Source organism: Pseudomonas sp. PVC-5-1 (assembly GCF_057444345.1).
Genome location: NZ_CM172024.1, coordinates 1,416,752 through 1,434,140, shown reverse-complemented (window position 1 = coordinate 1,434,140; position 17,389 = coordinate 1,416,752). Strand labels below are relative to the sequence as shown.

Genomic DNA, 17,389 nt, shown 5'->3' with positions numbered 1-17,389 from the left:
TAGAACGTCACTGCTCAGTGTATCCGCCCCAAGACCTAGGTAGAGACCATAAAGTTCTAAAAGTTCCTGATCAGGATTACCATTGGTCTGCCATTAATCTGGTATACCAACCTCCAGTATGTCGTGCGCACCGCGGCGAAGAGCCACCGCCAACGCTCGCTTCGCCTTCGCTTCGCCATGCACAAGCACTACCCGACGCGCAGGCTGCTGCCCATGCAAGGCAAACCGCAAGAGCCCTTGCTGATCTGCATGCCCGGAATATCCTGGCAGTGTCATGACCTTGGCTCGCACCTCATGCATCTGCCCATCCAGATCAATCTGCACGAACCCCTCCGCCCCTTCACTCGCCTGTATCACCGCACCCGGCGTGCCCTTGGCCTGGTAACCGACGAACATTACCTCGTGCCGCGAGTCCCCCAGCATGGCCTTGAGGTAATTGACGATGCGCCCACCCGAACACATGCCGTTGCCAGCAATCACGATCGCCGGCCGACCGGTGCTCTTCAGGTAATTGACCACCTGCTGGTGGCGGGTATGAGTGTCCACGCTGATCAGCTGGCTGAACCCCAGCGGGTCGCGCCCTTCGGCAAGGCGCGCCCTGGCTTCGGCATTCCAGAAGTCGTGCAGCTGGCGGTACACACCGGTGATGCGTTGGGCCAAAGGTGAGTCAAGGATGATGGGCAATTGCGACCAGTCCAGCGGTTCGTCATCAGGAGCCGGGCCGGCTTTGTTCAGGGCCTTGCGATGAAGAATACCTTCGAGTTCGTACAGCAACTCCTGGGTGCGGCCAAGGCTGAAGGCAGGAATGAGCAGCGTGCCCTGGTCGGCCAGAGCACGGTCGATGGCCGCCTCGAGCCGCTGCTGACGGTCGCCTGCAGGCGGGTGCACGCGGTCGCCATAGGTGCTTTCGAGTACCAGCACATCAGCCCTCTCCGGGGGCTGCACGGGGCGCAGCAAGGGATTGCCACAGGCGCCAAGGTCGCCAGAGAACACATAGCGTGTATTAGCCTGCGCATGCTGCATGTCGCATTCAACATATGCCGAACCTAGCAGATGGCCGGCACGCTGCAGGCGAACGCGGCACGTGAGGCCGGGTTGGTTGACCAGGGTGTGCCATTGTTCGAAAGGCAGGGGCACGATCAGGTCACGAATGAAATCGAGGTACCTCGCCACATGGGCGGGCTCGCTGCTGATGCTGAGCTTGTAGGAATCTTCAAGCACCAGTGGCAGCAACCGGGCGGACGGCTCGCTGCAGAATATCGGGCCTCGGTAGCCCGCCGCCAGCAAAGCGGGTATGCGGCCGACATGGTCGAGGTGCACATGGGTAATGACCAGCGCCCGAATGCCCTGGATATCAAAACCGAGCGGGGCGGTTTCTGAACCGGGCGGCGCATCGGCACCCTGTTCCAGGCCGCAGTCGACCAGCAAGCTGGTGGACGAGTCCAGGTGCAGTTGGTGACAGGACCCGGTGACACCCCGGGTACCACCGTGATGGGAAAGACAGGGGTACTCCATGCTACGCACACTCGCCTGGGCCGAAAATGAAGTGGGCTATTACTCCACGACAGCCGACTGACGCATAGGTGAGCCTTTCCTAAAAGTGCGTAGGATATTTCTTTAGTTGCCGCTCAGTGCTGCCTGACGGGCAGACGCCCTGATCTTGCGTTTGCTTCGCTGCACGCCGTAGGCACCCAGCAACGGCCCGACTGCCAGGCCAATGACCAGGGCGGCCAACACCAGCACGGCAACCGGCATGGCCGGGGCGGCCCAACCGAACAGTACCAACGAGACAGCTTGCTGGTTCTCCAGCACGAAGAACAACACCACAGCCGCCAACAGCAGCACGAATACCGCCGCCAGGGCGCGCTTGAGGTTACGCATCAGATTGCTCCTTGTGGAATCAGGTGTGGGCCTCATGCTCTTCTTCATTGACCCGATCGCGCAACTCTTTACCGGGCTTGAAGTGCGGCACGAACTTGCCTTCGAGGCTGACCGACTGGCCGGTCTTAGGGTTGCGGCCTACACGAGGTGCGCGATAGTGCAGCGAGAAGCTACCAAAACCGCGGATCTCGATGCGATCGCCGGTGGCAAGGCATTGTGACATCTGCTCAAGCATGGTCTTGATGGCCAGCTCCACGTCCTTGGACGAGAGCAGCCCCTGATGGGTGACAATACGTTCGATCAGCTCCGACTTCGTCATATTTTTCCCTTCGTTATCAAGCAGCTAGATCATTGCTTAACCAGTTTGTAGCACGCTGGGAAGGATTTGAACAGGGTGGTTCTTGACTTAATAAAAAAATTCAAGATTGAAGTTTTACAGGAATGGTCTATCTCTTGGGGGCTGGCAGGGTTGGAATGATTGGTGGCAGGCCGGCAGCCACCGGGGGCCTGCGGGTATGGCGGTAGGGGTGCATCGCCTGGTAAATCCAGCGCCGCGCCCGCCGCTTGATCTGCCAGACGCCACAAAACCCACGACGAACAACGCAAACCCAAACCTGAATCCACGCCAAAAAAAAGGGCGACCCGAGGGTCGCCCTTTTTACCGATCAAACAGAACTCAGTTCTGCTTGGCCATCGCTTCGCGCAGCAGCGCAGCCATGGTGGTGTCGGCAGCCGCTTCCGGAGCGTTTTTCAGGCTCTGGATGGCTTCGCGCTCTTCAGCGTCGTCTTTCGATTTGATCGACAGGCTGATAACGCGGGACTTGCGGTCAACGCTGATGATCTTGGCTTCGATCTCTTCGCCTTCCTTCAGGACGTTACGCGCGTCTTCAACGCGGTCACGGCTGATTTCGGAAGCTTTCAGAGTAGCTTCGATGTCGTCGGCCAGAGTGACGATGGCGCCTTTGGCGTCAACTTCTTTCACGATGCCCTTGACGATAGCGCCCTTGTCATTGACAGCAACGAAGTTGGAGAACGGATCGTCTTCCAGCTGCTTGATGCCCAGGGAGATGCGCTCGCGCTCTGGGTCAACCGACAGGATGACGGTTTCCAGCTCGTCGCCCTTCTTGAAACGACGTACGGCTTCTTCGCCGGTTTCGTTCCAGGAGATGTCGGACAGGTGAACCAGGCCGTCGATGCCGCCGTCCAGACCAATGAAGATACCGAAGTCGGTGATCGACTTGATGGTACCGGTGATCTTGTCACCCTTGTTGAACTGGCCGGAGAAGTCTTCCCATGGGTTGGACTTGCACTGCTTGATGCCCAGGGAGATACGACGACGCTCTTCGTCGATGTCCAGAACCATGACTTCCACTTCGTCGCCAACCTGAACGACTTTCGACGGGTGGATGTTCTTGTTGGTCCAGTCCATTTCGGAAACGTGTACCAGACCTTCAACGCCTTCTTCCAGCTCAGCGAAGCAGCCGTAGTCGGTCAGGTTGGTAACGCGAGCCTGTACGCGAGTACCTTCTGGGTAACGGGCAGTGATAGCTACCCACGGATCTTCGCCCATCTGCTTCAGACCCAGCGAAACGCGGTTGCGCTCGCGGTCGAACTTCAGAACGCGTACGTCGACTTCGTCGCCAACGTTAACGATTTCCGATGGGTGCTTGATGCGCTTCCAAGCCATGTCGGTGATGTGCAGCAGGCCGTCGATACCGCCCAGGTCCACGAAGGCGCCGTAGTCGGTGAGGTTCTTGACGATACCTTTGACTTGTTGGCCTTCCTGCAGGGTTTCCAGCAGGGCTTCGCGCTCGGCGCTGTTCTCGGCTTCCAGCACGCTGCGACGGGAAACGACAACGTTGTTGCGCTTCTGGTCCAGCTTGATGACCTTGAATTCCAGCTCTTTGCCTTCCAGGTGGGTGGTGTCGCGCACAGGGCGGACATCAACCAGGGAGCCCGGCAGGAACGCACGGATGCCGTTAACGTCGACAGTGAAGCCGCCCTTAACCTTACCGTTGATAACGCCCTTGACCACTTCTTCGGCGGCGAAAGCTGCTTCCAGAACAATCCAGCACTCGGCGCGCTTGGCTTTTTCACGGGACAGCTTGGTTTCGCCAAAGCCGTCTTCGACCGCGTCCAGCGCAACGTGAACTTCGTCACCGACCTTGATGGTCAGCTCGCCAGCTTCGTTGTAGAACTGCTCGAGCGGGATGACGCCCTCGGACTTCAGGCCAGCGTGTACGGTAACCCAGTCGCCGTCGATGTCGACAACGATACCGGTGATGATGGCACCCGGCTGAAGATTGAGGGTTTTCAGGCTTTCTTCAAAGAGTTCTGCAAAGCTTTCGCTCATTTTAATTCCTGTAGATTCGGGCGAAACAGACGCCCATAGCCACATTCCAGACAATGTGGGTTTGTTTTAAGTAAAGGAAAGCCGGCAGGACGTTGACTGGTGCCCCTGCCTGCTTTCCTGGCTATCAGAGAAGGTCGCGCAGTGCGATCTCGCTCCTGATACGTTGCAACACCTGCTCGATGGACAACTCGGTAGAGTCCAACTGAATGGCATCGGCCGCTGGCTTCAGCGGGGCCACTGCACGTTGGGTGTCGCGCTCATCACGCGCACGAATCTCATCCAGCAGACTCGACAGACTAACATCTTCACCCTTGCCCTTCAACTGCAGGTAGCGGCGACGCGCCCGCTCCTCCGCGCTGGCGGTGAGGAAGACTTTCAACGGCGCGTCCGGGAACACCACGGTGCCCATGTCGCGGCCGTCGGCGATCAGGCCCGGCGCCTCGCGGAATTCGCGCTGGCGCACCAGCAGTGCATCACGCACGGCCGGCAGCGAAGCAACCATCGAGGCACCGGCACCGACGGTCTCGGTGCGGATGACGTTGCTGACGTCCTCGCCCTCGAGGATGATCTGTTGCAGCTTACCGGGCTCGGCGGCGATGAACTGCACATCCAGATGGGCGGCAAGCTTGGTCAGCAGCTCTTCGTTGGTCAAATCGACGCCATGGTTGCTGGCGTTGAACGCCAGCAGACGGTACAGCGCGCCAGAGTCCAGCAACTTCCAGCCCAGCTCGCGGGCCAGCAGCCCGGCGACCGTACCCTTGCCCGAACCGCTTGGCCCATCGATGGTGATAACCGGCGTCAGGGCACTCACGACTTGCCCTCTTCCGCCACGCGGATGCCCACTTCGGCGCACAGCGCCAGGAAGTTGGGGAACGAGGTTGCGACGTTGGCGCAATCGTGGATGCGGATCGGCGCGCTGGCGCGCAGCGAGGCAACACTGAAGGCCATGGCGATACGGTGGTCACCGTGGCCATGCACTTCGCCGCCGCCCAACTGGCCGCCATCAATGATGATGCCGTCCGGGGTCGGCTCGCACTTGATGCCAAGGGTGATCAGGCCGTCGGCCATGACCTGGATACGGTCGGATTCCTTCACCCGCAGCTCTTCGGCTCCACGCAGCACGGTACGCCCTTCGGCGCAGGCAGCGGCGACGAACAGCACCGGGAACTCGTCGATGGCCAGTGGCACCAGCTCTTCAGGAATGTCGATACCCTTCAGCTTGGCGCCGCGCACACGCAGGTCGGCCACCGGTTCGCCGCCGACTTCACGCTGGTTTTCCAGAGTGATGTCGCCACCCATCAGGCGCAGGATGTCGATCACGCCGGTACGGGTCGGATTGATGCCAACGTGCTCCAGCACCAGCTCGGAACCTTCGGCGATGGACGCTGCCACCAGGAAGAACGCCGCCGAGGAGATGTCGGCCGGCACTTCGATACGGGTAGCAGTGAGCTTGCCGCCGGACTGCAGTGAGGCCACCGGGCCGTTGCTTTCGACGCTGTAGCCAAAGCCGCGCAGCATGCGCTCAGTGTGGTCACGGGTTGGTGCAGGCTCGGTGACGGTGGTCTTGCCTTCGGCGTACAGGCCGGCCAGCAGCAGGCAGGATTTGACCTGGGCACTGGCCATCGGCAGCGTGTAGGTCAGCGCCTTGAGCTTGTGGCCACCACGGATGGTCAGCGGCGGGCGGCCTTCAGGGCCAGTCTCGACCACGGCACCCATTTCGCGCAGCGGGTTGGCCACGCGGTTCATCGGGCGCTTGGACAGCGAAGCGTCGCCGGTCATGGTCACGTCGAACGGCTGGCCGGCCAGCAGGCCCGACAGCAGGCGCATCGAGGTACCCGAGTTGCCCACATATAGCGGCCCGGGTGGTGGCTTGAGGCCGTGCAGGCCGACACCGTGAATGGTCACGCGACCGTGGTTCGGGCCTTCAATGACCACACCCATGTCACGGAATGCCTGCAGGGTCGCCAGCGCGTCCTCACCTTCGAGGAAGCCTTCGACCTCGGTGGTGCCTTCGGCCAGCGAGCCGAGCATGATCGAGCGGTGGGAAATCGACTTGTCGCCCGGTACGCGGATTCGCCCGGACAGGCGGCCACCCGGTTGGGCCAGGAAAATCAGATCGTTGGCGTTCATAGCGTCCACATAGGCCCGGCGGGCCAGGATTTTACTGAAATGCTCGCGGGCAACGCGTGCGCGGGTGAATACACCCAGCAGCTGGTGCCCGTCCCCTTCAGCGATCGCGTCGCGCAAGGCGTCGAGATCGCTGCGATATGTATCAAGCGTGCGCAGGACAGCGTCGCGGTTGGCGAGAAAGATGTCGTGCCACATGGTCGGGTCGCTGCCGGCGATTCTCGTGAAATCGCGGAAGCCTCCCGCAGCGTACCGGAAGATCTCGAGGTTTTCATTGCGCTTGGCCAGTGAATCGACAAGGCCGAAGGCCAGCAGATGCGGCAGATGACTGGTGGCGGCAAGCACTTCGTCGTGGCGTTCGACCGACATGTGCTCCACATCGGCGTCCAGCGCGCGCCACAGGCGGTCGACCAGGGCCAGGGCGGCCGGGTCGGTTTCGGCCAGCGGCGTGAGGATGACCTTGTGTCGGCGGAACAGGGCAGCATTGGAGGCCTCTACCCCGCTCTGCTCGGAGCCGGCGATGGGGTGGCCGGGGACGAAGCGCGGCAAGCGCTCCCCAAAGACCACCCGCGCCTCACGCACGACGTTGCCCTTGGCGCTGCCGACGTCGGTGATGACGGCATCGCCAAGGTCGAGCGTGGCCAGGCGGGCCAGGACTTTTTCCATGGCCAGGATCGGCACGGCCAACTGGATGACATCGGCACCGACACAGGCGGCGGCAAGGTCTTCTTCGCAGCGATCGACCACGCCCAGGGCCACGGCCTGCTTGCGCGAGGGGGCGTCCAGGTCGACACCGACCACTTCGCGGCATAGGCCGCTTTCACGCAGGCCCTTGGCGAACGAGCCACCGATCAGGCCGAGGCCGACCACGACCAGGCGGTTGATGATTGGCGCGGGTTTGGTTGTTACTGCTTTTACCACTGGTGCGAACCCTGTTCAGAAGTCAGGACAGTCTTTGAGACCGCAGGGGGCTGCTTTGCAGCCCATCGCCGGCAAGCCAGCTCCCACAGGTACGGCGCATGCCATGAGATTTGTGCGGTCCCTGTGGGAGCCGGCTTGCCGGCGATGGGCCGCACAGCGGCCCCGGCAATCTTCGATCAAAGCACCGCCTTCGGATACGACCCCAGCACCTTCAGCGCCACAGCCTCCTGGCTGATCTGCTCGAGCACCGCCTTGATCAGCGGGTCGCGGTGGTGGCCGACGAAGTCGATGAAGAACACGTAGGTCCACTTGCCGCTACGCGACGGGCGAGTCTCGATGCGAGTCAGGTCGATGCCGTTCTGGTGGAACGGTACCAACAGCTCGTGCAAGGCACCCGGCTTGTTGCTCATCGAAACGATGATCGAGGTCTTGTCGTCGCCGGTCGGCGGCACTTCCTGGTTACCGATCATCAGGAAGCGCGTGGAGTTGTCCGGGCGGTCTTCGATCTTCTCGGCCAGGCGAGTCAACCCGTACAGGTTGGCCGCCATGTCGCCGGCGATCGCCGCCGAATTCCACTCGCCCTTGACCCGCTTGGCGGCCTCGGCATTGCTAGACACGGCCACGCGCTCCACGTTCGGGTAGTGCGCGTCCAGCCACTTGCGGCACTGGGCCAGCGACTGGGCGTGAGAGTAGATGCGGGTGATACTATCGGTTTTGGTGTTCTCGCCCACCAGCAGGTGGTGGTGGATGCGCAGCTCGACCTCACCGCAAATCACCATGTCGTGTTCGAGGAAGCTGTCCAGGGTGTGGCTGACCGCGCCTTCGGTGGAGTTTTCCACCGGCACCACGCCGAAGTTGACGGCACCGGCCGCCACTTCGCGGAACACTTCGTCGATGGCCGCCATCGGCCGGCTGATCACCGCGTGGCCGAAGTGCTTCATGGCCGCAGCCTGGGTGAAGGTGCCTTCAGGGCCGAGGTAGGCGATTTTCAGCGGCTCTTCCAAGGCCAGGCACGACGACATGATTTCGCGGAACAGCCGTGCCATCTCTTCGTTGTCCAGCGGCCCCTTGTTGCGCTCCATCACGCGCTTGAGCACGGCGGCTTCACGCTCGGGGCGGTAGAACACCGGTTTTTCGCCTTCCGCCAGCGAGGCGGTCTTGACCTTGGCCACTTCCTGGGCGCACCGGGCGCGCTCGCTGATCAGCTCGAGGATCTTCTCGTCGAGGCTGTCGATGCGAACGCGCAACGCCTTCAGTTCGTGCTCGGACATCAGCCGTGCTCCTTCTCGAATTCGGCCATGTAGGCCACCAGGGCTTCGACTGCTTCAAGGCCCAGGGCATTGTAGATGGAGGCGCGCATGCCGCCTACCGAACGGTGGCCCTTGAGGTTGAGCAGGCCACGGGCATCGGCGCCGGCGAGGAAGGCCTTGTCCAGGCGCTCGTCAGCCAGGCGGAACGGCACGTTCATCCACGAACGGGCGTTGTGGCTGATCGGGTTGGTGTAGAACTCGCTGCTGTCGATGAAGCCGTACAGGCGGTCTTTCTTGGCGCGGTTGCGCTGCTCCATGGCATCGACGCCACCCTGCTCTTTCAGCCACTCGAACACCAGGCCCGAGAGGTACCAGGAGTAGGTGGCCGGGGTGTTGTACATCGAGCCGTTGTCGGCCGATACCTTGTAGTCGAGCATGGTCGGGCAGCTACTGCGGGCGCGGCCCAGCAGGTCTTCGCGCACGATCACCACTACCAGGCCGCTCGGGCCGATGTTCTTCTGCGCGCCGGCGTAGATCAGGCCGTACTGCGACACGTCGATCGGGCGCGAGAGGATGTCGGACGACATGTCGACCACCAGTGGCACGTCACCGGTTTCCGGCACCCAGTCGAACTGCAGCCCACCAATGGTCTCGTTGGACGCATAGTGCACGTAGGCAGCGTTCTTGGTCAGCTTCCACTCGTTCTGGCCCGGGATGGCCAGGTAGTCGTAGGGCTTGGCGCTGGCGGCGACGTTGACGTTGCCGAAGCGGCGCCCTTCCTCGATGGCCTTTTTCGACCACATACCGGTCTCGATGTAGTCGGCGGTGCCGTTTTCCGGCAGCAGGTTCAGCGGGATTTCGGCGAACTGCTGGCTGGCGCCGCCCTGCAGGAACAGCACCTTGTAGTTGGAGGGGACGGACAGCAGGTCACGCAAGTCCTGCTCGGCCTTTTCGGCGATGGCCACGTAATCGTCGCTACGATGGCTCATTTCCATCACCGACAAGCCCTTGCCACGCCAATCCATCATCTCGGCCTGGGCGCGCTGCAGAACAGCATCAGGAAGCGCGGCAGGGCCTGCGCAGAAGTTAAAGGCTCGTTTGCTCACATCCACTCTCGCTCTGCCAAATGGTACAAAATCGTAATTCGGTGCTGACCAACTAAAACTGTGTCGCCTGTCATGGGCCTGCCTTGCAGGCCATCGCCGGCAAGCCAGCTCCCACAGGGACTGCGCAAACCCCGAAGCTCGCGCTGAACCTGTGGGAGCCCGGCTTGCCGGCGATGGGCCGCACAGCGGCCCCAATGACCTGGCCTGATCAGTCAAACGGGGCGACCTTGGTCGCCCCGTTCGGGTTTTACGCTTGCTTACTCCTGCGGGGCCTCTTCGGCACCAGCAGCTTCTTCGTTGTCTGGCGCTTCAGCCTCGACGCCCTCTTCGTCCGTCTCGATCACATCATCGAGTTCGTCCTCGGAAGGCTCCTGGATACGCTCCAGGCCCACCAGCGTCTCGTCGGTAGCCAGCTTGATCAAGGTCACACCCTGAGTGTTACGACCCAGGCTGGACACCTCGCCAACGCGGGTACGCACCAGCGTGCCCTGGTCGGAGATCAGCATGATCTCCTCGCCTTCCTGAACCTGGATGGCACCGATCAGCAGACCGTTGCGCCCCTTGGTGCCCATGGCGATCACACCCTGGCCACCACGGCCGCGACGCGGGAACTTGGACAGCGGAGTACGCTTGCCGAAGCCACGCTCGGAGGCGGTGAGGATCTGCGCGCCAGATTCCGGGATCAGCATGGAGATGATCTGCTGGCCCTTGCCCAGCTTCATGCCGCGCACGCCACGGGCGTTACGGCCCATCTCGCGCACCACGCTTTCAGCGAAGCGGATCACCTTGCCGGCGTCGGAGAACATCATGACTTCCTTGGCGCCGTCGGTGATGGCCGCGGCGATCAGGGTGTCACCTTCCTTCAGCTTCAGGGCGATCAGGCCGTTGGAGCGCGGACGGGCGAACTGCACCAGCGGGGTCTTCTTCACGGTACCCGAAGCGGTGGCCATGAAGATGTAGGCGCCGGTCGGCTCGGCCACCCATTCAGGGGTGTCGCCGTCTTCCTCGTCCACTTCCTCGGCCTCGACCACTTCGCCTTCGAGCACGGTGTCTTCCGCGTCCTCCAGCTCTTCGTCGGCGTCAGCGTTCTGCTGCAGGGCCTCGAGGTCGATCTGCAGCATGGCGGTGATGCGCTCACCTTCCTCCAGCGGCAACAGGTTGACCAGCGGGCGGCCGCGGGCGGCGCGGGACGCTTCAGGGATGTCGTAGGTCTTCAGCCAGTACACCTTGCCCTTGCTGGAGAACAGCAGCAGGGTGGCATGGCTGTTGGCAACCAGCAGGTGCTCGACGTAGTCCTCGTCCTTCACCCCGGTAGCCGACTTGCCTTTGCCGCCACGGCGCTGGGCCTGGTAGGCGGACAGCGGCTGGGTCTTGGCGTAGCCGCCGTGGGAGATGGTCACCACGCGCTCTTCTTCCGGGATCATGTCGCCGTAGTTGAGGTCGTGGCGCGCATCGAGGATTTCGGTACGGCGGGCATCGCCATATTCGGCGCGGATGGCTTCCAGCTCTTCGCGGATCACTTCCATCAGGCGCTCGGCGCTGCTGAGGATGCGGATCAGTTCGCCGATCTGCTCGAGGATTTCCTGGTACTCGGCCAGCAGCTTCTCGTGCTCCAGGCCGGTCAGGCGGTGCAGGCGCAGGTCGAGAATGGCCTGGGCCTGTTCCGGCGACAGGTAGTACTTGCCTTCACGCAGGCCGTACTGCTCCGGCAGGTCCTCGGGGCGGCAGGAATCGGCGCCGGCGCGCTCGACCATGACCTGCACGGCACTGGATTCCCAGGCAGTGGAGATCAGGGCTTCCTTGGCCTCGGACGGGGTCGGCGAGGCCTTGATCAGGGCGATGACCGGGTCGATGTTGGACAGCGCGACCGCCTGGCCTTCGAGGATATGGCCGCGTTCGCGGGCCTTGCGCAGCTCGAACACGGTACGGCGGGTTACCACTTCACGGCGGTGACGCACGAACGCTTCGAGCAGGTCCTTGAGGTTGAGCAGGCGCGGACGGCCGTCGACCAGGGCCACCACGTTGATGCCGAATACGCTCTGCAGCTGGGTTTGCTGGTAGAGGTTGTTGAGCACCACCTCCGGCACCTCGCCGCGACGCAGCTCGATGACGATGCGCATACCGTCCTTGTCGGACTCGTCGCGCAGCTCGGTGATGCCTTCGATCTTCTTCTCTTTGACCAGCTCGGCGATCTTCTCGATCAGGCGAGCCTTGTTCAGCTGGTACGGCAGCTCGGTAACCACGATCTGCTGGCGGCCACCGACCTTGTCGATGTCTTCGATCTCGGAGCGGGCGCGCATGTAGATGCGGCCACGGCCGGTGCGATAGGCCTCGATGATGCCCTGGCGGCCGTTGATCAGGCCGGCAGTCGGGAAGTCCGGGCCAGGGATGTGCTGCATCAGCTCATCGATGGTGACTTCAGGGTTGTCGATGAGTGCCAGGCAGCCATCGATGACCTCGCCGAGGTTGTGCGGCGGGATGTTGGTCGCCATGCCCACGGCGATACCGCTGGAACCGTTGACCAGCAGGTTGGGAATACGGGTCGGCATGACCGCCGGGATCTGTTCGGTGCCGTCGTAGTTGGGCACCCAGTCGACGGTCTCCTTGTGCAGGTCGGCCAGCAGCTCGTGGGCCAGCTTGGCCATGCGCACTTCGGTGTATCGCATGGCTGCGGCGTTGTCGCCGTCCACCGAACCGAAGTTGCCCTGGCCGTCGACCAGCAGGTAGCGCAGCGAGAACGGCTGGGCCATACGCACGATGGTGTCGTAGACCGCGGTGTCGCCGTGCGGGTGGTACTTACCGATCACGTCACCGACCACACGGGCGGATTTCTTGTACGGCTTGTTCCAGTCGTTGCCCAGTTCGCTCATCGCATAGAGAACGCGACGATGCACGGGCTTCAAGCCGTCACGCGCATCGGGCAGCGCTCGCCCGACAATCACGCTCATCGCGTAGTCGAGGTAAGACTGTCTCAGTTCGTCTTCGATATTGACCGGGAGGATTTCTTTGGCCAGTTCGCCCATGAGAAGCCTGATTCCTTTTTCTGGTGAAACTTCGCAGCTCCATCAAGGGCCGAACGAAGCTCGCCGCCGCAGCGCATAAGGGTGCGACGACTTACGACAAATCAATGAGTTGTGCCATGGATCTGCGCAATGAAGGCCGCCGTGGTGGGCGGTCCTGGAAACTGCCGGATGTTATCACAAAGGCGGGGGCGGTGGGGAGATGTGGCAGGTGGCCTCACACGAGGTTGAATCTTAGGATTTTCATTGGCTTCTTCGCGGGCACGCCCGCTCCCACAGGGATATCGCAACACTCGAGAGTGGTGGTGCCCCTGTAGGAGCGGGCGCGCCCGCGAAGAGGCCAGCGAGGTTCAGTGCAGGCGCTTGCGGCAGATCAATTGCGCCAGCTTGGTGGCATCCGGCCGCTCGACGATGCCGCGCTCGGTCACGATCACGTCGATCAGGTCGGCAGGGGTCACGTCGACTACCGGGTTGAACACCTCGACATCCGGCGCCACGCGGGTGCCGCCAATGTCCAGCAACTCGTCGGCAGCGCGCTCTTCCAGCGGGATGTCCTCGCCCGTGGCCAGGTTCAGGTCGATGCTGGTGCTCGGCGCCACCACCATGAACCGTACGCCGTGATGCATGGCGCTGACCGCCAGCTGATAGGTGCCGATCTTGCTGGCCACATCGCCGTTGGCGGCGATGCAGTCCGCGCCCACAACCACCCAGGTGATGCCCTTGCTCTTCATCAGGTGGGCCAGCGCCGAGTCGGCGCACAGGGTCACCGGGATGCCCTCGTTGGCCAGTTCCCAGGCGGTCAGGCGCGAACCATGCAGCCAGGGGCGGGTCTCGCCGGCATACACCCGCTCGACCATGCCCTCCAGGTAACCGGCGCGGATCACCCCCAGCGCGGTACCGAAACCACCACAGGCCAGAGCACCGGCGTTGCCATAGGTGAGCAGGATCTGGGCGTTGCCCTGGTGGCGGCGGATCAGCTCGATACCGTGCTGGGCCATGGTCAGGTTGGCCTCGCGATCGCTCTCGTGGATGGCCACCGCCTCGGCCTCCAGTGCCGCCAGCACGTCTTCCTCCGGACGCAGGCGCTGCAGGCGCTCACGCATGCGGTTCAGCGCCCAGAACAGGTTGGCGGCGGTAGGGCGCGCTTCAGCCAGGACAAGGAAGTCTTCCTCCAGGTCCATTTCCCAGTCGCCGCCCTCGGCCAGCCGCTCTTCCAGGGCCAGCACCAGGCCATAGGCCGCGGCAATGCCGATGGCCGAGGCGCCGCGCACGGCCATGTCGCGGATCGCCGCTGCAACCTGCGCGACATTGTCGCAGGCCAGCCAGCGCTCTTCCGACGGCAGCAGGCGCTGGTCGAGCAGGTGCAGGACGCCGCCCTGCCAGCGGATCCCGGTCACCTTCTCCGCCGCCAAAAGTCGCTCGCGCATCGCCTCTCCCCGTCGTTCGGATATCAAAAGCCGGCGATTATAGCGACCCTCGGGGCCGAGCGCTCGGGTATACTCCGGCGCAATTTTGCGAAGTTTCAGAGGACTGTTCTAATGAGCAACGTCGACCGCGCCGAAATCGCCAAGTTCGAAGCGCTGGCCCACCGCTGGTGGGACCGCGAAAGCGAGTTCAAGCCGCTGCACGAAATCAACCCGCTGCGCGTCAACTGGATCGACGAGCGCGTCAGCCTCGCCGGCAAGAAGGTGCTGGACGTGGGTTGCGGCGGCGGCATCCTCAGCGAGGCGATGGCCCTGCGCGGCGCCACGGTCACCGGCATCGACATGGGCGAGGCGCCACTGGCCGTGGCCCAGCTGCACCAGCTGGAGTCGGGCGTGCAGGTGGAATACCGGCAGATCACCGCCGAAGCCCTGGCCGAGGAAATGCCCGAACAGTTCGACGTGGTCACCTGCCTGGAAATGCTCGAGCACGTGCCCGACCCGTCTTCGGTCATCCGCGCCTGCTACCGCATGGTCAAGCCTGGCGGCCAGGTGTTCTTCTCCACCATCAACCGCAACCCCAAGGCCTACCTGCTGGCCATCGTCGGCGCCGAGTACATCCTGAAGATGCTGCCGCGCGGCACCCACGACTTCAAGAAGTTCATCCGCCCGTCCGAGCTGGGCGCCTGGAGCCGCGTTGCCGGCCTTCAGGTGAAAGACATCATCGGCCTGACCTACAACCCACTGACCAAGCACTACAAGCTCAGCAGCGACGTCGACGTCAACTACATGGTCCAGACCCTGCGCGAGGAATAAACATGAGTTTGCGAGCAGTACTCTTCGACATGGACGGCACCTTGCTCGACACGGCGCCGGACTTCATCGCCATCTGCCAGGCCATGCTCGCCGAGCGCGGCCTGCCGGCCGTCGATGACAAGGTGATCCGCGACGTGATCTCCGGCGGTGCCCGCGCGATGGTCGCCGCGACCTTCGCCATCAGCCCGGAGGCCGAGGGCTTCGAAGCCCTGCGCCTGGAGTTCCTCGAGCGCTACCAGCGCGACTGCGCGGTGCACAGCAAGCTGTTCGACGGCATGGCCGAGCTGCTGGCCGACATCGAGAAAGGCAACCTGCTGTGGGGCGTGGTCACCAACAAACCGGTGCGCTTTGCCGAGCCGATCATGCAGCAACTGGGCCTGGCCGAGCGTTCGGCGCTGCTGATCTGCCCGGACCACGTCAAGAACAGCAAGCCCGACCCCGAGCCGCTGATCCTCGCCTGCAAGACCCTCGGCCTGGACCCGGCCAGCGTACTGTTCGTCGGCGACGACCTGCGCGACATCGAGTCTGGCCGCGACGCCGGTACTCGCACGGCGGCAGTGCGCTACGGCTATATTCATCCAGAGGACAACCCCAACAACTGGGGCGCCGATGTGGTGGTGGACCACCCGCTGGAACTGCGCAAGGTGATCGACAGCGCGCTGTGCGGCTGCTGAGTTGCAACGGCTGACAACCGACCCTGTGGGAGCGGGCACGTCGATGCGTCGAACCGCCGCGAAGCAGGCTCTGAGGTGGATGGCACCGGCTTCGCCGCTGTTCGCGGGCACGCCCGCTCCCACAAGGGTATGTGTCGCGCCATAAATAGGGAATACACAATGTTCGACTACACCGCCCGTCCCGACCTGCTGCAAGGCCGGGTCATCCTGGTTACCGGTGCCGGCCGCGGCATCGGCGCCGCTGCCGCCAAGGCCTACGCTGCGCTGGGCGCTACTGTGCTGCTGCTGGGGAAGACCGAGGCCAATCTCAACGAGGTCTACGACCAGATCGAAGCCGCCGGGCACCCGCAACCCGTGGTGATCCCGTTCAACCTGGAAACCGCCCTGCCCCACCAGTACGACGAACTGGCGGTGATGATCGAAGACCAGTTCGGCCGCCTCGACGGCCTGCTGAACAACGCTTCGATCATCGGCCCGCGTACGCCGCTGGAGCAGCTGTCGGGTGACAACTTCATGCGCGTGATGCACATCAACGTCAATGCCACCTTCATGCTCACCAGCACCCTGCTGCCGCTGCTGAAGCTGTCGGAAGACGCTTCGGTGGTGTTCACCAGCAGCAGTGTCGGGCGCAAGGGCCGGGCCTACTGGGGCGCCTATGGCGTGTCCAAGTTCGCCACCGAGGGCCTGATGCAAACCCTGGCCGATGAACTGGAAGGCGTGGCACCGGTGCGCTCCAACAGCATCAACCCGGGCGCCACGCGCACGGCGATGCGGGCACAGGCCTACCCTAGCGAAAACCCGCAGAACAACCCGCTGCCGGAAGAGATCATGCCGGTGTACCTGTACCTGATGGGGCCGGACAGCAAAGGGGTGAATGGGCAGGCCTTCAACGCCCAGTAAGCCTGCACCGGCCTCTTCGCGGGCGCGCCCGCTCCCACAGGATCACCACAGCCCTTGAGGACTGCGCCATACCTGTGGGAGCGGGCGAGCCCGCGAAGAGGCCGGGACAGGAGAGCGATCAGCCCGCTGCCAACACCGGGCGCATGCGCCCTTGCTGGCGCCCTTCCAGCTGCATGCACCGTTCCAGGAACAGGTACATGCAGTCGTAGCTCTTGCAAATCGCCTTGCGCAGTTCATTGCGCAGCCCCAGTGTCGGGTTCTCGCCAGCCAGAGTGCAGATGATCTCTAGCGCCTCCCACGGGTGCGCGTCGTCATACTGGGCATGCATCTTCAGCCACTTCATCGCCCGCTTGCGCTGGTCCTCCGGGAAGCCCAGCGCATAGGTGTCGGTGGAGCACACCACCGCCGACCATTCACCGGTCGCACCTTCGATGGCGTAGTTGGTCGCCGCCATGGAAATGGCCAGGTTCTCGGTGGCGCACACGCGCCAGCACCAGTCGTTCAGGCCGTTCAGTTCAGGCGGCACTTCCTGGGCCTGCAGCTCGTGCAGGTGCACGCCATGCGCCTGGCACCAGTTCACCCAATAGTCGGCGTGGTTGAGCTCGACACGGATGTTGCGCATCAGCCAGCGCCGCGCCATGTCTTCGCCCTGGTGCCGGCCATAGCGGGTCTTGGTCAGGTTGTGGGCCATGTACAGCGAGAACTGCTCCACCACCGGCCAGCCACCGATCAGGTACTGGCGAATGGTCGATTGCTTCAACTGGCCATCGCGCAGGCGCGCGTAGAACTCATGCTCGACTACCCGGCGCTTGCTCTCGCGGCAGTCTTCAATCAGTTGCTGGGCCCATTGGGGGTAGCTGGCGGGATCCATCAAAGGCCCGATACGAACGAATGCGTCAATCACTTTCAGCTCCTTGATC

14 protein-coding genes are annotated in these 17,389 nt (G+C 63.1%); 3 read left to right on the top strand and 11 right to left on the bottom strand.

Annotated elements, in window-relative coordinates; genetic code table 11:
* Positions 1 to 93 precede the first annotated feature (93 nt).
* The 10 genes from AC2T3R_RS06580 to mtnA form a co-directional block, all read right to left on the bottom strand.
* Positions 94 to 1,515 (bottom strand): MBL fold metallo-hydrolase RNA specificity domain-containing protein, encoded by a 1,422-nt coding sequence (locus AC2T3R_RS06580; protein ID WP_486744800.1) that lies wholly within the window; start codon positions 1,513 to 1,515, stop codon positions 94 to 96.
* Positions 1,516 to 1,617: 102 nt separating this feature from the next.
* Entirely contained in the window at positions 1,618 to 1,881 is a 264-nt protein-coding gene (locus AC2T3R_RS06575) for a lipopolysaccharide assembly protein LapA domain-containing protein (RefSeq protein WP_012271042.1), read from the bottom strand.
* A 19-nt stretch (positions 1,882 to 1,900) separates the two neighbouring features.
* Positions 1,901 to 2,200 (bottom strand): integration host factor subunit beta, encoded by a 300-nt coding sequence (ihfB, locus tag AC2T3R_RS06570; protein ID WP_013971456.1) that lies wholly within the window; start codon positions 2,198 to 2,200, stop codon positions 1,901 to 1,903.
* Positions 2,201 to 2,557: 357 nt separating this feature from the next.
* Complete coding sequence (rpsA, locus tag AC2T3R_RS06565) at positions 2,558 to 4,234, bottom strand: 30S ribosomal protein S1 (RefSeq protein ID WP_003252673.1); 1,677 nt, start codon at positions 4,232 to 4,234, stop codon at positions 2,558 to 2,560.
* 124 nt (positions 4,235 to 4,358) lie between these two features.
* Positions 4,359 to 5,045: a (d)CMP kinase gene (gene cmk, locus AC2T3R_RS06560; protein ID WP_013971455.1), complete on the bottom strand. Its 687-nt coding sequence runs from the start codon at positions 5,043 to 5,045 to the stop codon at positions 4,359 to 4,361.
* Complete coding sequence (locus AC2T3R_RS06555; protein ID WP_258035637.1) at positions 5,042 to 7,249, bottom strand: bifunctional prephenate dehydrogenase/3-phosphoshikimate 1-carboxyvinyltransferase; 2,208 nt, start codon at positions 7,247 to 7,249, stop codon at positions 5,042 to 5,044. Before AC2T3R_RS06555 ends, cmk begins: the two co-directional genes overlap by 4 nt.
* 209 nt (positions 7,250 to 7,458) lie before the next feature.
* Positions 7,459 to 8,553 (bottom strand): prephenate dehydratase, encoded by a 1,095-nt coding sequence (gene pheA / locus AC2T3R_RS06550; RefSeq protein WP_013971453.1) that lies wholly within the window; start codon positions 8,551 to 8,553, stop codon positions 7,459 to 7,461.
* The gene (gene serC / locus AC2T3R_RS06545) at positions 8,553 to 9,638 is read right to left on the bottom strand and encodes a 3-phosphoserine/phosphohydroxythreonine transaminase (protein ID WP_486744799.1); all 1,086 of its coding nucleotides are present in this window, start codon (positions 9,636 to 9,638) and stop codon (positions 8,553 to 8,555) included. Before serC ends, pheA begins: the two co-directional genes overlap by 1 nt.
* A 257-nt stretch (positions 9,639 to 9,895) precedes the next feature.
* Positions 9,896 to 12,661, bottom strand: a complete 2,766-nt coding sequence (gene gyrA, locus AC2T3R_RS06540) for a DNA gyrase subunit A (RefSeq protein ID WP_085589990.1) — start codon at positions 12,659 to 12,661, stop codon at positions 9,896 to 9,898.
* Positions 12,662 to 13,008: 347 nt separating this feature from the next.
* Entirely contained in the window at positions 13,009 to 14,085 is a 1,077-nt protein-coding gene (gene mtnA, locus AC2T3R_RS06535; protein ID WP_486744798.1) for an S-methyl-5-thioribose-1-phosphate isomerase, read from the bottom strand.
* A gap of 111 nt (positions 14,086 to 14,196) precedes the next feature.
* Between mtnA and ubiG the strand changes: the two genes are divergently transcribed.
* From ubiG to AC2T3R_RS06520, 3 genes are all read left to right on the top strand, one after another.
* Positions 14,197 to 14,895 (top strand): bifunctional 2-polyprenyl-6-hydroxyphenol methylase/3-demethylubiquinol 3-O-methyltransferase UbiG, encoded by a 699-nt coding sequence (gene ubiG, locus AC2T3R_RS06530; protein ID WP_003260863.1) that lies wholly within the window; start codon positions 14,197 to 14,199, stop codon positions 14,893 to 14,895.
* A gap of 2 nt (positions 14,896 to 14,897) precedes the next feature.
* Entirely contained in the window at positions 14,898 to 15,569 is a 672-nt protein-coding gene (gene mupP / locus AC2T3R_RS06525) for an N-acetylmuramic acid 6-phosphate phosphatase MupP (RefSeq protein ID WP_024086445.1), read from the top strand.
* Positions 15,570 to 15,728: 159 nt separating this feature from the next.
* Positions 15,729 to 16,469 (top strand): YciK family oxidoreductase, encoded by a 741-nt coding sequence (locus AC2T3R_RS06520; RefSeq protein WP_015269300.1) that lies wholly within the window; start codon positions 15,729 to 15,731, stop codon positions 16,467 to 16,469.
* A 118-nt stretch (positions 16,470 to 16,587) separates the two neighbouring features.
* Here AC2T3R_RS06520 and AC2T3R_RS06515 read toward each other — a convergent pair whose 3' ends face one another.
* Entirely contained in the window at positions 16,588 to 17,373 is a 786-nt protein-coding gene (locus tag AC2T3R_RS06515; protein ID WP_015269299.1) for an iron-containing redox enzyme family protein, read from the bottom strand.
* Positions 17,374 to 17,389: the final 16 nt, after the last annotated feature.